Source organism: Streptomyces sp. NBC_01803 (assembly GCF_035917415.1).
Taxonomy (GTDB): Bacteria; Actinomycetota; Actinomycetes; order Streptomycetales; family Streptomycetaceae; genus Streptomyces.
In genome coordinates, this window is the sequence record NZ_CP109073.1 from 732,447 (window position 1) to 745,215 (window position 12,769).

Genomic DNA, 12,769 nt, shown 5'->3' on the forward strand with positions numbered 1-12,769 from the left:
GAAAGGGTGGACATGCCCCACAGTGCGGCCGTCGCGGCGGACCCGATCATGCTGGAGCTGGTGGACGAGGGCGGCCGGACGATCGGCACCGCCGAGAAGCTGTCCGCGCACCGCGCCCCGGGGAGACTGCACCGGGCCTTCTCCGTCTTCCTCTTCGACGCGAGCGGACGGCTGCTGCTCCAGCGGCGCGCCGTCGACAAGTACCACTCCCCCGGCGTCTGGTCGAACACCTGCTGCGGCCACCCGTATCCCGGTGAGCCGCCGTTCCTGGCCGCCGCCCGGCGCACGGCCGAGGAGCTGGGGGTCGCGCCCGCGCTGCTGCGGGAGGCCGGCACCGTCCGCTACAGCCACCCGGATCCCGCCTCGGGGTTGATCGAGCAGGAGTACAACCATCTCTTCACCGGGCTGGTGAACGCACCGCCGCGGCCGGACCCGGTGGAGGTCGCCGAGGTCGCCTTCGTCTCCCCCGCGGAGCTGGCCGACCTGCGGGACCGGGGCACGTTCTCCGCGTGGTTCCCGACCGTGCTGGAGGCGGCGCGGCCGGCGATCAGGGAGACGACGGGGGCCGCGGCCGGCTGGTGAGCCCCCGCGGCCGGGTGGAGCCCGTCGTTCCCCGTTCTCAGACCCGGTCGAAGGGGAGCGTCGCCCAGACCACCTTGCCGCCCGACGCGGTGCGTTCGACTCCGCAGTCGCCGCCCGTCTCCAGGGCGATCGCCCTCACCAGCAGCAGCCCGCGCCCGCCCAGCTGTTCGCGCTCGGGGACCGGCTCCAGCGCCTTGGGCCGGTAGGGGTGTCCGTCCTCGACCGCCAGCCGCAGGGAACGGAGGCCCAGGACGACGTCGACGCCGATCTCGGGGGTGAGCAGGGCGGCGTGCCGGACGGCGTTGGTGACCAGCTCGGAGACGATCAGCAGGGCGCCGTGGAGCAAGTCGCCGGACAGCGGGGCCCGGTGTCTGACGACGAGATCACGCACCGCGTGCCGGATGCGGGGAACGGCGGCGTCCGTCGGCCCCGCGGTGAGTCGCCAGGCCGCCGGACGAATCGGCCCGCCGTCGACATCGGTTTGCATCAAGGCACTTGCTCGCGCGTCCATGGTTCGACACCACTCTTCCTCGCTCGCTCGGTCTTGCACTCATCCGAGTGTTGGCATGTGCCACCGCGACACGACCTAGAGAGCACAACTCAGCACATATAAGGCGTACCCCGATCGCCTAGCTTCATAGCAGGTAGCTTTTCGACCGATCCCCGACCGGCCCCCCGGCCCGCCCCACCCACGCGGCCCCCCGGCCGGCGGCGACACCGTCACCCGACCGGGCGAGGCGCACCGTTGCGAACGCGCGGCGGACTGCCGCCCTGGCGTAAGCGCCGGATCGCACCGCGCCTCTGTGGCGCGAATATACGCAAGTTGAGAAATCGGACCGCTGCGGGGCTCCACCTCGGCCTTTCCCAACGGCTCGGCGCCATACATGGTTACTATCACCATGTATATGAATTACCCCGAACCAGAAGGAAAAGGGACGAGCCCGCTTGCTCTCGACATTTCGGAGAGTGTTCGAGTGGCTTCAGGGGCAAGGTCATCCCGACCGAATCCCCTGGACGTTGGAGTGCTCCTGCCATGGCTCTTCCGCAAGGTCCCCTGGAGCATCGCTACCAGGGGGAACACCCGGTGCGGACCCTCGCCTACCTCTTCAGGGACGACCGGTGGAGACTCCTGGTCTCCGTCTTGGCGTTCATCGTCAAGCACAGCCCCGTCTGGCTGCTCCCCCTGGTCACCGCGAACATCATCGACATCGTCGTCGAGCAGCGCCCCATCTCGGAGCTCGGCGCCAACACCCTCATGCTGCTGGTCGTCCTGATGCTGAACTACCCCACCCACCTGCTCTACGTGCGCTGCATGCACGGCAGCGTCCGCCGCGTCGGCACCGCGCTCCGCTCGGCGCTGTGCCGCCGGATGCAGGAGCTGTCGATCGGCTACCACGCCCGGATCAGCGCGAGCGCCCTGCAGACCAAGGTGATCCGCGACGTGGAGAACATCGAGGTGTCCGCCCAGCAGAGTGCGGACACCGGGCTGGCCGCCGTCATCACGCTCCTCGGGGGGCTCGCCGTCATCGCGGTGCGGGTCCCGGCGGCGCTGCCGGCCTTCGTGCTGGTGGTGCCCGCCGCCTCGTTCCTGGTGCGCCGACTGCGCGGCCGACTGCGCAGGCACAACGAGCACTTCCGACGCCAGGTGGAGCAACTGTCCACCCGCGTCGGTGAGATGACGACACTGATCCCGGTCACCCGGGCCCACGGCCTGGAGCGCACCGCCCTGGGCCGGATCGACGGATCGCTGCGCCAGGTGCTCACCGCGGGCATACGACTGGACCTGCTCAACGGGCACTTCGGCGCGCTGGCCTGGATCCTGCTCAACGCCATCGGCATCGGCTTCCTGGCCGGCGCGGCCCTCGTCTCCTACTACGCGTGGCTGCCGATCACCCCGGGCGACGTGGTGATGCTCAGCACCTTCTTCACCACCCTGACCGGCTCCATGACCATGCTGATGGGCCTGACCCCGATCATCAGCAAGGGGCTCGAATCGGTCCGCTCCGCGGGTGAGGTCCTGCAGGCCCCCGACCTGGAGGTCAACGCCGGCAAGGCCGAGGTCCGCACTGTGCAGGGCCGGGTCGACTTCGAGTCGGTGACCTTCCGGTACGACGGCGAGGGCGCCGCCGCCGTCACCGACTTCCGCCTCTCCGTGCCGCCCGGCGAGACCGTCGCCCTGGTGGGCGCCTCGGGTGCCGGCAAGTCCACCATCCTCAACCTGCTCATCGGCTTCATCCGCCCGGCCTCCGGCCGCATCCTGCTGGACGGCGTCGACATGAGCACCCTCGACCTGCGCAGCTACCGCCGGTTCCTGTCCGTGGTGCCGCAGGAGTCGGTGCTCTTCGAGGGGTCCATCCGGGAGAACGTGGGCTACGGGATGAGCGACATCGACATCCAGGCCGTGCGGGAAGCCCTGCGGGACGCCAACGCCCTGGAGTTCGTCGACCGGCTCCCCAACGGCCTGGACACCGTGGTCGGCGAGCGCGGCGCGCGGCTCTCCGGCGGCCAGCGGCAGCGCATCGCGATCGCCCGCGCGCTGATCCGCGACCCGCGCATCCTGGTGCTCGACGAGGCGACCTCGGCGCTGGACACCCGCTCCGAGGCGCTGGTCCAGGAGGCGATGGACCGCCTGATGCGCGGGCGCACCGTCTTCGTGGTCGCCCACCGGCTCTCCACGGTGCGCGGCGCCGACCGCATCGTGGTGCTGGACCACGGCCGGATCTCCGAGATCGGCAGCCACGAGGAGCTGGTCGAGCGCGGCGGGGCGTATGCCCGTCTCCAGTCGACCCAGATGACCTGAGCGGCGCCGCGGGAGCCCCGCGCTCCGGCGGCGCCGCGGCGGCCCCGCGCCGCGACCGGGCGTCACAGCGGCTCGGACTCGGTCAGCTCGCCGTCCAGCAGCAGCCACCGGGTGATGCCGAGCCCGCGCAGGAACGGCACATCGTGGCTGGCGACCACGAGCGCGCCCCGGTAGGCGGCCAGCGCCGAGGTGAGCCGGCGGACGCCGGCCAGATCCAGGTTGTTCGTCGGCTCGTCCAGCAGCAGGAGCTGGGGGGCCGGCTCGGCCAGCATCAGCGCGGCCAGCGACGCGCGGAACCGCTCGCCGCCGGAAAGCGTGGCCACCGGCTGGTCCGGGCGCTCCTTGCGGAACAGGAAGCGCGCGAGCTGGGCCCGGATCGCCTGCTGGGAGGAGCCGGGCGCCATCCGCCGCACGTTGTCCAGGACGCTCAGCGATTCGTCGAGGATGTCCAGACGCTGCGGCAGGTAGCGCAACGGCACATGGGCGAGCACCTCCCCACTGACCGGTGCCAGCTCCCCGGCGACCGTGCTGAGCAGCGTGGACTTGCCCGCGCCGTTGCGGCCGACCAGGGCGATCCGCTCGGGCCCGAGGACCTCCAGCGTCGCCCCGGCCCCGTAACGGACCCGCGCCGAGCGGAGGCTGAGCACCCGGCGGCGCGGCGGCACCTCGGTGTACGGCAGGTCGACGCGGATCTCGTCGTCCTCCCGGACCGCGCGCTCGGCCTCCGCCAGTCGCTCCCTGGCCCGCCCGAGGCGCTCCTCGTGCAGCTGACGGTGCTTGCCCGCGGACTCCTGCGCCATGCTCCGGCGCGAGTTGGCCACGATGCGCGGCACGCGTTTGGTGTCGTACGCCTTCCTGGCGACGCGCCGGCGGTCGGCGAGCTTGCCGTGCGCCTCGACCAGCTCGCGCTTCTGCCGCCGCACATCGGCCTCGGCGACCCGGACCATCCGTTCGGCGGCATCCTGCTCGACGGCGAGCGCCTCCTCGTAGGCCGAGAGCGTGCCGCCGAACCAGCGCACCTCGCCCGCCCGCAGATCCGCGATGTGGTCGACCCGCTCCAGCAGCTCCCGGTCGTGGCTGACCACGACCAGCACCCCCTGCCAGGCGGAGACGGCCGCGTACAGCCGCTGCCGGGCGCGCAGATCGAGGTTGTTGGTCGGCTCGTCGAGCAGCAGCACCCCGGGCCGGCGCAGCAGCAGCGCGGCCAGCCGCAGCAGCACGGTCTCGCCGCCGGAGACCTCGCCGACGGTGCGGTCCAGGCCGACGCCGTCGAGACCGAGCTGGTCGAGGGTGGCGCGGGTGCGCTCCTCGATGTCCCAGTCCTCGCCGACCACCGCGAAGTGCGCCTCGTCGGGGTCGCCGGCCTCGATGGCGTGCAGGGCGGCGCGGATCCGGTCGACGCCCAGCACCTGGTCGACGCGGCGGGTGGTGTCGAGGGCCAGGTTCTGCGGCAGGTAGCCGATGTCCCCGGCGACGCGCACCGTGCCGGAGGCGGGAGTCAGCTCGCCCGCGATCAGCTTCAGCAGGGCGGACTTGCCCGTGCCGTTGAGGCCGATCAGCCCGGTGCGTCCGGGGCCGACGGCGAGGTCGAGGCCGTCGAAGAGGGGCGTGCCGTCCGGCCAGGAGAAGGTCAGACGGTCACAGGTGACGGACGGGGTGGAAGAAGCGGCCATGCGGGCCTCCGGTCTGCGCGTGACGGATGACGACGACACGTGCGGACACCGGGCCGGGCCGGGAAGGCAGCCGTTCACCTCCGAGGTCGTCCGTGTGCCGCGGCCGGATGCGGAGTCGGAAACGACTCGAACGCACCACCGGCGGGCTCACGGTGTCCGCGACCTCAGATGAACAACGGCCTCTCCCAACGGACGGCTACAGGACCGGAAGCAACGGTAGGGCGGTGCTCCCGCCGGGGCAACCGGGATTCTCCTCCTCCCGGGCCCCGGCGGGGGCTAGCCGGCGGCGTTCCGCGTGGTGCGGGCGGCGACGCGGGCGCGGCGGGCCGCGAGACGCTCCTCGAAGACGCGGGCCTCGCTGTCGAGCCCCTCCATGAACATCCCCAGCTCCTCCTGGGCCTTGAGGCCCTCGGGACCGAGGCCGCCGAGCTCCAGGGTGCGCAGGAACCGCAGCACCGGCTGGAGCACGTCCTCGTAGTGGATGCGCAGGTTGTAGATGCCGCCGATCGCCATGCGGGCGGCGGCCCGCTCGAAGCCCGGCATCCCGTGGCCCGGCATGCGGAAGCCGATCACGACGTCGCGGACGGCCTTCATCGTCTGGTCGGGAGCCAGCTCGAAGGCGGCCCGCAGCAGGTTCCGGTAGAAGACCATATGCAGGTTCTCGTCGGTGGCGATGCGCGCGAGCATGCGGTCGCACACCGGGTCGCCCGACTCACGGCCGGTGTTCCGGTGCGATATACGGGTGGCCAGCTCCTGGAAGGCGACATAGGCCACAGAGTGCAGCATGGAGTGGGAGTTGTCCGACTCGAAGCCCTCCGACATGTGCGCCATGCGGAAGTTCTCCAGCTGGACCGGGTCGACGGCGCGGGTGGTCAGCAGGTAGTCCCGCATGACGATGCCGTGCCGGCCCTCCTCGGCGGTCCAGCGGTGCACCCAGGTGCCCCAGGCGCCCTCGCGGCCGAAGATGGTGGCGATCTCGTGGTGGTAGCTCGGAAGGTTGTCCTCCGTCAGCAGGTTGACGACCAGGGCGGTCCTGCCGATGTCGCTGACCTTGGACTGCTCGGGGGACCACGCCTCGCCACCCATCGGGCCGTCGAAGTTCCGTCCGTCGCTCCACGGCACGTACTCGTGCGGCATCCAGTCCTTCACGGTCGCCAAGTGCCGGTTGAGCTCGCGCTCGACGACCTCTTCCAGGGCGTAGATCAGGCGCGCGTCGGTCCACTCCTCCTGTTTGGCGACGGGGATGGGGCTGAGGGTCACGAGTTCTCCTGGCGTCGGCGGACGGTTCTACCTACGAGACCGTAGGTTACGGCACCGTAAGTTGTTACTCGCCGGTCTGGCAAGGATCACCGGCCGAAATCACGCGCGTCGGCGACCGGAACCGGGCCGGCTCCGGTCGCCGACGCGGGCCGAACACGGCGCCAAACGGGGTAATGACAGGGGGTTTCGCGGTGGAATGTCACTTTTTTCCGCGTCCCTTGTCGACCAGCCCCGCACGGCGGAGGGCATCGGCCATCGCGCTGTTGACGGGCGGGCCGTCGCCGCGCCGGGCACCGGCCCGGCCCGCTCCCTCGTCGCGCCGCCCACCGCGCCGGTCACGCTGCCTGGGGGCGCCACCGCCGCCACCGCCGCCACCACCACCGCCACCGCCACCGCCACCACCCCGGGCGCCGCGCTCCTCCCGGTCCCGCGGCCGGCCGCCGCCGGCGCCCGGCTCCTCGTCCAGCCGCAGTGTCAGGGAGATCCGCTTGCGCGGCACGTCGACGTCCATCACCTTGACCTTCACGATGTCACCCGGCTTGACCACCTCGCGCGGGTCCGCGACGAACTTCTTGGACATGGCCGAGACATGGACCAGACCGTCCTGGTGGACGCCGACGTCCACGAAGGCGCCGAAGGCCGCGACATTGGAGACGACGCCCTCCAGGACCATCCCGGGCGCCAGGTCCCCGATCGTCTCCACGCCGTCCATGAAGCGGGCCGTCCGGAACGCCGGGCGCGGGTCGCGGCCCGGCTTCTCCAGCTCCCGGAAGATGTCGGTGACGGTCGGCAGGCCGAAGGTGTCGTCCACGAAGTCGGTCGGCTTCAGGGCGCGCAGCGCGGTGGCGTTGCCGAGGAGCGAGGGGATGTCGGCGCCGGTGGAGCCGACGATGCGGCGCACGACGGGATACGCCTCGGGGTGCACGGCGGAGGCGTCCAGCGGGTCGTCGCCGCCGCGGACGCGCAGGAAGCCGGCGCACTGTTCGAACGCCTTGGGGCCGAGCCGGGGCACCTGCTTGAGCGCGCTCCGGCCGCGGAAGGGGCCGTTGGCGTCGCGGTGGGCCACGATGTTCTCCGCCAGGGTGCCGCCGATGCCGGAGACGCGGGCCAGCAGCGGCGCCGAGGCGGTGTTCACGTCGACGCCCACGCCGTTGACGCAGTCCTCGACCACCGCGTCCAGGGAGCGGGAGAGCTTCACCTCGGACAGGTCGTGCTGGTACTGGCCGACGCCGATGGACCGGGGGTCGATCTTCACCAGCTCGGCCAGCGGGTCCTGCAGCCTGCGCGCGATGGAGACCGCGCCGCGCAGCGAGACGTCCATGCCGGGCAGCTCCTGGGCGGCGAAGGCCGACGCCGAGTACACCGAGGCGCCGGCCTCGGAGACCACCATCCTGGTGAGATTCAGCTCGGGGAGCTTCGCGACCAGCTCGCCGGCCAGCTTGTCGGTCTCCCGGGAGGCCGTGCCGTTGCCGATGGCGATCAGCTCCACCCGGTGCTCGCGGGCGAGCGCGGCCAGCGTGGCCAGGGCCTCGTCCCAGCGCCGCTGCGGGACGTGCGGGTAGACGGTGGCGGTGGCGGCCACCTTGCCGGTGGCGTCCACGACGGCGACCTTCACCCCGGTCCGCAGCCCCGGGTCCAGGCCCATGGTCGGCCGGGTGCCGGCCGGGGCGGCGAGGAGCAGATCCCGGAGGTTCGCCGCGAAGACGCCGACCGCGTCGTCCTCGGCCGTCGTCCGCAGCCGGGTGCGCAGGTCGATGCCGAGGTGCACCAGCAGGCGGGTGCGCCAGGCCCAGCGGACGGTCTCGGCGAGCCAGGCGTCGGCCGGACGGCCGCGGTGCTCGATGCCGAAGCGGCGGGCGATGATCGGCTCGAACGACGACGGCCCGGCCGGGGCGGTCTCGTCGGCGGGCTCCTCCGGCTCCAGGGTCAGGTCGAGGACATCCTCCTTCTCCCCCCGGAACATCGCGAGCACCCGGTGCGAGGGCAGCTCGGTGAACGGCTCGGAGAAGTCGAAGTAGTCCGCGAACTTGGCGCCCTCGGTCTCCTTGCCCTCGCGCACCTTCGAGACCAGGCGGCCCCGGGTCCACATCCGCGCACGCAGCTCGCCCAGCAGATCGGCGTCCTCCCCGAACCGCTCGGTGAGGATGGCGCGGGCGCCCTGGAGGGCCGCCTCGGCGTCCGGGACGCCCCTGGCCTCGTCGACGAAGGCCACGGCCGCGGCCGTCGGGGCGACGGACGGGTCCGCGAGCAGGCCGTCGGCCAGCGGCTCAAGGCCCGCCTCGCGGGCGATCTGCGCCTTGGTGCGCCGCTTGGGCTTGAACGGCAGGTAGATGTCCTCCAGCCGGGCCTTGGTGTCGGCCTCGCGGATGGTGGCCTCCAGGGCGTCGTCCAGCTTGCCCTGGCCCCGGACGGACTCCAGGATCGCCTGGCGCCGCTCCTCCAGCTCCCGCAGATACCGCAGCCGCTCCTCGATGGCGCGCAACTGCCCGTCGTCCAGGGTGCCGGTGGCCTCCTTGCGGTAGCGGGCGATGAACGGGACCGTGGAGCCGCCGTCGAGGAGACCGACGGCCGCCCGCACCTGCCCCTCCCTGACGCCCAGCTCCTCGGCGATCCTGCCTTCGATGGACTGGCCTGCGACGGACTGTGTCACGATCAACGCTCCGCTTTCCCGGCGCCCTCTGCGCCGCGCTGTGCATTCTGGCACCAGGGGCCGACAGCGGCGCGATCAGGCGCGCGGGCCGCGCGCCGGACACCGGGGCGCCGGCGACCGGGTCAGGCGGGAGTCGGCAGAGTCCGCAAATCACGGTCGCTCGGGGCGCCGTCGCCCTACGATGCGTGCATGGCAGGCGACGTGCGGCCTCCGGGGCCGCGTGAGCTCAGAAGGCGGCGTACGCACGAGGAGTTACTCCGTGCCGGCCTGGAGCTCTTTCTCCAGCGGGGATACGGCAAGACCACGGTCGGCGAGATCGTCCAGCACGCCGCGGTGTCGGAACGCACGTTCTTCCGGTACTTCGCGAGCAAGGAGGAGCTGGTCCTGCACCCGGTCCGGGAGGCGAGCGACCTGCTGCTGGCGGAGGTGATCCGGCGCCCGGCGCCGGAGGCGCCCCTGCTGGCGCTGCGCCGCTCGTTCGCGAGCCTGCCGGAGCTGATGCCCGACGGCTGCCCCGAACGCTATCTGGCGGCGATGCGGGTGCTGTGCTCGGAGCCGGAGACGCAGGTCGTGCTGCTGCGGTTCGCCGCCGAGGACCAGCACCGCCTGGCGAGCGCCCTGGCCGGGCGGGAGGGCATCGGGACCGGGGACCGGCGGCCGAAGCTGCTGGCGGGCGCGTTCGTCATGTCGGCGATCCACGCGGCGCTGGCCTGGGAGGAGCGGCGGGACGGCAGCCTGGCGGGCCTGATGTCCGGCGTGGAGTCCCATCTCGCGCTGCTGCCCTCGGCCGTGATGGACGGCTGGCGGACGGACGGGACCCTTTCCGGCTGACGGGCCGCGACCACGGGCGAGCTGGCCGGGCTCATCGGCCGGCCGACCACCCCGCTCGCCACCGCCGTGGCGGCGGCCCTGAAAGAGTGACGCGATCGCCCATAAGACACCCCCGGCCACCCCTTCGAGTGATATGAACGGCACATGTGCAGGCGAATTCCTTGCGGACTGCCGGGAGTTAAGGGCAGGGTGCGAGAAGTAACCCAGTGCACTCGCCCCATGACATCCCGTGCAGCCACGGAGGGACCATGACGCTCGCCGGCCAGGACGCCGCCACCCAACGCCTTTCCTACAGTTGGCTTCTGACCGCGCGCCGGGAGGATCTGGCGCACTTCCGCCGCATGGCCTCGCTGGCCACGCGGGCGTGGGGGCAGGCGCCGGGGGTGACGGAAGTGGTCCTGCACGGCGTCACGGAGCTGCTGTCCAACGTCGCCCGGCATGTGCCCGATCCGCGCTGCACGCTGGAGCTGACACTCGTCGGCGGCGCCGTCCAGGTCACGGTGCACGATCGCTCCACCGCGCTGCCGGTGATCACGCTGCCCGACTGGACCGCCGAGGAGGGCCGCGGGCTGTGGCTGCTGCGGGAGATGGCCGACGACCTCGGGTTCGCGCTCACGGACGACGGCAAGCGGGTCTGGGTGCGGGTCAGCGAGGAGCGCGCCCACTTCTGACATCGGGGGTGAAAGCGGCGGGCTGAAAGCGGGGGCCCTGAGAGTGGGCGGAGCGGCGCCGGGCGGGGGATGCCCGGCGCCGCCGCCGGTCAGACGTCGGCGAACGTCTCGCCGCGCTCGGCCTTCGCCAGCAGGAGCGCCGAGGGGGCGAACCGGTCGCCGTAGCGGGCCTGGAGCTCCCGGGCCCGGGCCACGAAGCCGGCGGGGCCGCCGGGGTAGCCGTTGATGTACTGGAGCACGCCGCCGGTCCAGGCGGGGAAGCCGATGCCGAAGATGGAGCCGATGTTGGCGTCGGCGACCGTCGTGAGCACCCCTTCCTCCAGGCAGCGCACGGAGTCGATCGCCTCGACGAACAGCATCCGCTCCTTGAGCTCCTCGAAGGGGATCTCCGCCGCGTCCGGCGTGCCGAAGTGCTCGCGCAGGCCCGGCCACAGGCCGGCCCGCTTGCCGTCCACGTAGTCGTAGAAGCCCCCGCCGCCGGCCCGGCCGGTGCGGCCGAACTCCTCGACCAGGCGGTCGATCACCGCTTCGGCCGGGTGCTCCGGCCACACACCGCCGGCCTCCTCGATCGCACGCCGGGTCTCGATGCGGATCTTGCGCGGCAGGGTGAGCGTCAGCTCGTCCATCAGCGAGAGGACCTTGGCCGGGTATCCGGCCTGGCCCGCGGCCTGCTCGATGGTCACCGGGTCGACGCCCTCGGCGAGCATGGCGACGCCCTCGTTGATGAAATGGCCGATGACGCGGGAGGTGAAGAAGCCCCGGGAGTCGTTGACCACGATCGGCGTCTTGCGGATCTGGCGGACCAGGTCGAACGCGCGGGCCAGCGCCTCGTCACCGGTGTGCTCGCCGCGGATGATCTCCACCAGCGGCATCTTGTCGACCGGCGAGAAGAAGTGCAGGCCGACGAAGTCGGTCCGCCGCCGCACCCCTTCGGCCAGCAGCGTGATCGGCAGCGTCGAGGTGTTGGAGCACAGCAGCGCGTCCGGCTCCACGACGCCCTCGATCTCCTGGAACACCTTGTGCTTCAGCGCCGGGTCCTCGAACACCGCCTCGATCACCACGTCGCAGCCCGCCAGATCCTCCGGGTCGGCGGTGGGCGTGATGCGGGCCAGCAGCGCGTCCCGCTTCTCCTGGGTGGTCCGGCCCCGGGCGAGGGCCTTGTCCAGCAACCCGGTCGAGTACGCCTTGCCCTTCTCGGCCGACTCCGCCGAGACGTCCTTCAACACCACGTCGAAGCCCGCCTGGGCGCAGGTGTACGCGATGCCCGCGCCCATCATCCCGGCGCCCAGCACGGCGATCCGGGTGGGCTTGCGCTCCTCGATGCCCTTGGGCCTGCTGGCACCGGAGTTGACGGCCTGGAGGTCGAAGAAGAACGCCTGGATCATGTTCTTCGACGTCTGGCCGATCACCAGCTCGGTGAAGTACCGGCCCTCGATGGTCTGCGCGGTCTCGAAGTCGACCTGGGAGCCCTCGACGGCGGCGGCCATGATGTTGCGCGGTGCCGGGTAGGGCGCGCCGTTGAGCTGCTTGCGCAGGTTCGACGGAAACGCCGGGAGGTTGGCCGCGAACTTCGGGTTGCTCGGGGTGCCGCCGGGAATCCGGTAGCCCTTGACGTCCCACGGCTGCTGAGCGGTGGGGTTGGCGTCGATGAAGGCGCGGGCCTTGGCGAGCATCTCGTCGCGGTCCTGGGCGACTTCGTGGACGAGACCGGCCTCCAGGGCGCGCGCCGGGTCGTACTGGCGGCCCTCCAGCAGCACCTTCAGCAGCGCGTCGGTGATGCCCATCAGCCGCACGGTGCGGGTGACCCCGCCGCCGCCCGGCAGCAGACCGAGGGTGACCTCGGGCAGACCGATCTTCGAGCCGGGCGCGGTCAGGGCGACGCGGTGGTGGCAGGCGAGCGCGATCTCGTAACCGCCGCCGAGCGCGGCACCGTTGATCGCCGCGACGACCGGCTTGCCGAGCGTCTCCAGCTTGCGCAGCGCGCGCTTGACGCGCATGCCGCCGTCGAAGACGGTCTCGGCGTGCTCGGGGCGAGCCGAGATGAGGTCGCGCAGGTCACCGCCGGCGAAGAACGTCTTCTTGGCGGAGGTGATGACGACGCCGCGCACGGACTCGGCCTCGGCCTCCAGGCGGTCGACGACCGCGGTGAGGGACGAGAGGAACGCGGCGTTCATGGTGTTGGCGGACTGGTCGGGGTCGTCCAGGGTGAGCGTGACGATGTCGTCGGCGTCCCGGTCCCAGCGGATCGTCCCGGACTGTGGCGTGGACTCAGGCATGGTGTCGTTCTTCTCCAGGGGTCGGG

The 12,769-nt window shown here is 72.0% G+C and carries 9 protein-coding genes; 4 read left to right on the plus strand and 5 right to left on the minus strand.

Annotation, left to right across the window (positions count from 1 at the left end; translation table 11 throughout):
• Positions 1-12: 12 nt before the first annotated feature.
• Positions 13-582, plus strand: a complete 570-nt coding sequence (idi, locus tag OIE51_RS03065) for an isopentenyl-diphosphate Delta-isomerase (RefSeq protein WP_326595317.1) — start codon at positions 13-15, stop codon at positions 580-582.
• A gap of 37 nt (positions 583-619) precedes the next feature.
• Here the strand turns inward: idi and OIE51_RS03070 are convergent, their stop codons facing one another.
• Complete coding sequence (locus OIE51_RS03070; protein WP_326595319.1) at positions 620-1,069, minus strand: ATP-binding protein; 450 nt, start codon at positions 1,067-1,069, stop codon at positions 620-622.
• Between the two features lie 546 nt (positions 1,070-1,615).
• Between OIE51_RS03070 and OIE51_RS03075 the strand changes: the two genes are divergently transcribed.
• Positions 1,616-3,382: an ABC transporter ATP-binding protein gene (locus OIE51_RS03075; RefSeq protein WP_326595320.1), complete on the plus strand. Its 1,767-nt coding sequence runs from the start codon at positions 1,616-1,618 to the stop codon at positions 3,380-3,382.
• Between the two features lie 62 nt (positions 3,383-3,444).
• On the opposite strand, the gene OIE51_RS03080 is transcribed toward OIE51_RS03075, so the two are convergent.
• The 3 genes from OIE51_RS03080 to OIE51_RS03090 all read right to left on the minus strand — a co-directional run bounded on the left by OIE51_RS03080 (position 3,445) and on the right by OIE51_RS03090 (position 8,965).
• A complete protein-coding gene (locus tag OIE51_RS03080) occupies positions 3,445-5,055 on the minus strand; it encodes an ABC-F family ATP-binding cassette domain-containing protein (RefSeq protein WP_326595322.1) in 1,611 nt (536 codons plus the stop codon).
• A gap of 276 nt (positions 5,056-5,331) precedes the next feature.
• Complete coding sequence (locus OIE51_RS03085) at positions 5,332-6,315, minus strand: acyl-ACP desaturase (protein ID WP_326595323.1); 984 nt, start codon at positions 6,313-6,315, stop codon at positions 5,332-5,334.
• Positions 6,316-6,514: 199 nt separating this feature from the next.
• The gene (locus tag OIE51_RS03090) at positions 6,515-8,965 is read right to left on the minus strand and encodes a Tex family protein (RefSeq protein WP_326595324.1); all 2,451 of its coding nucleotides are present in this window, start codon (positions 8,963-8,965) and stop codon (positions 6,515-6,517) included.
• Between the two features lie 189 nt (positions 8,966-9,154).
• Between OIE51_RS03090 and OIE51_RS03095 the strand changes: the two genes are divergently transcribed.
• Both OIE51_RS03095 and OIE51_RS03100 read left to right on the plus strand, forming a co-directional pair.
• Positions 9,155-9,796, plus strand: a complete 642-nt coding sequence (locus tag OIE51_RS03095) for a TetR/AcrR family transcriptional regulator (protein ID WP_326595325.1) — start codon at positions 9,155-9,157, stop codon at positions 9,794-9,796.
• Between the two features lie 248 nt (positions 9,797-10,044).
• Complete coding sequence (locus tag OIE51_RS03100) at positions 10,045-10,467, plus strand: ATP-binding protein (RefSeq protein ID WP_326595327.1); 423 nt, start codon at positions 10,045-10,047, stop codon at positions 10,465-10,467.
• Between the two features lie 89 nt (positions 10,468-10,556).
• Here the strand turns inward: OIE51_RS03100 and OIE51_RS03105 are convergent, their stop codons facing one another.
• Positions 10,557-12,743, minus strand: a complete 2,187-nt coding sequence (locus OIE51_RS03105) for a 3-hydroxyacyl-CoA dehydrogenase NAD-binding domain-containing protein (protein ID WP_326595329.1) — start codon at positions 12,741-12,743, stop codon at positions 10,557-10,559.
• Positions 12,744-12,769 lie beyond the last annotated feature (26 nt).

What these genes read in the sequence shown, in the direction of transcription:
- OIE51_RS03070 (WP_326595319.1), bottom strand. Translation starts at nt 1,069, where the DNA reads ATGCAAACCGATGTCGACGGCGGGCCGATTCGTCCGGCGGCCTGGCGA.
- OIE51_RS03105 (WP_326595329.1), bottom strand. Translation starts at nt 12,743, where the DNA reads ATGCCTGAGTCCACGCCACAGTCCGGGACGATCCGCTGGGACCGGGAC.
- OIE51_RS03075 (WP_326595320.1), top strand. Translation starts at nt 1,616, where the DNA reads ATGGCTCTTCCGCAAGGTCCCCTGGAGCATCGCTACCAGGGGGAACAC.
- OIE51_RS03095 (WP_326595325.1), top strand. Translation starts at nt 9,155, where the DNA reads ATGGCAGGCGACGTGCGGCCTCCGGGGCCGCGTGAGCTCAGAAGGCGG.
- idi (WP_326595317.1), top strand. Translation starts at nt 13, where the DNA reads ATGCCCCACAGTGCGGCCGTCGCGGCGGACCCGATCATGCTGGAGCTG.
- OIE51_RS03100 (WP_326595327.1), top strand. Translation starts at nt 10,045, where the DNA reads ATGACGCTCGCCGGCCAGGACGCCGCCACCCAACGCCTTTCCTACAGT.
- OIE51_RS03080 (WP_326595322.1), bottom strand. Translation starts at nt 5,055, where the DNA reads ATGGCCGCTTCTTCCACCCCGTCCGTCACCTGTGACCGTCTGACCTTC.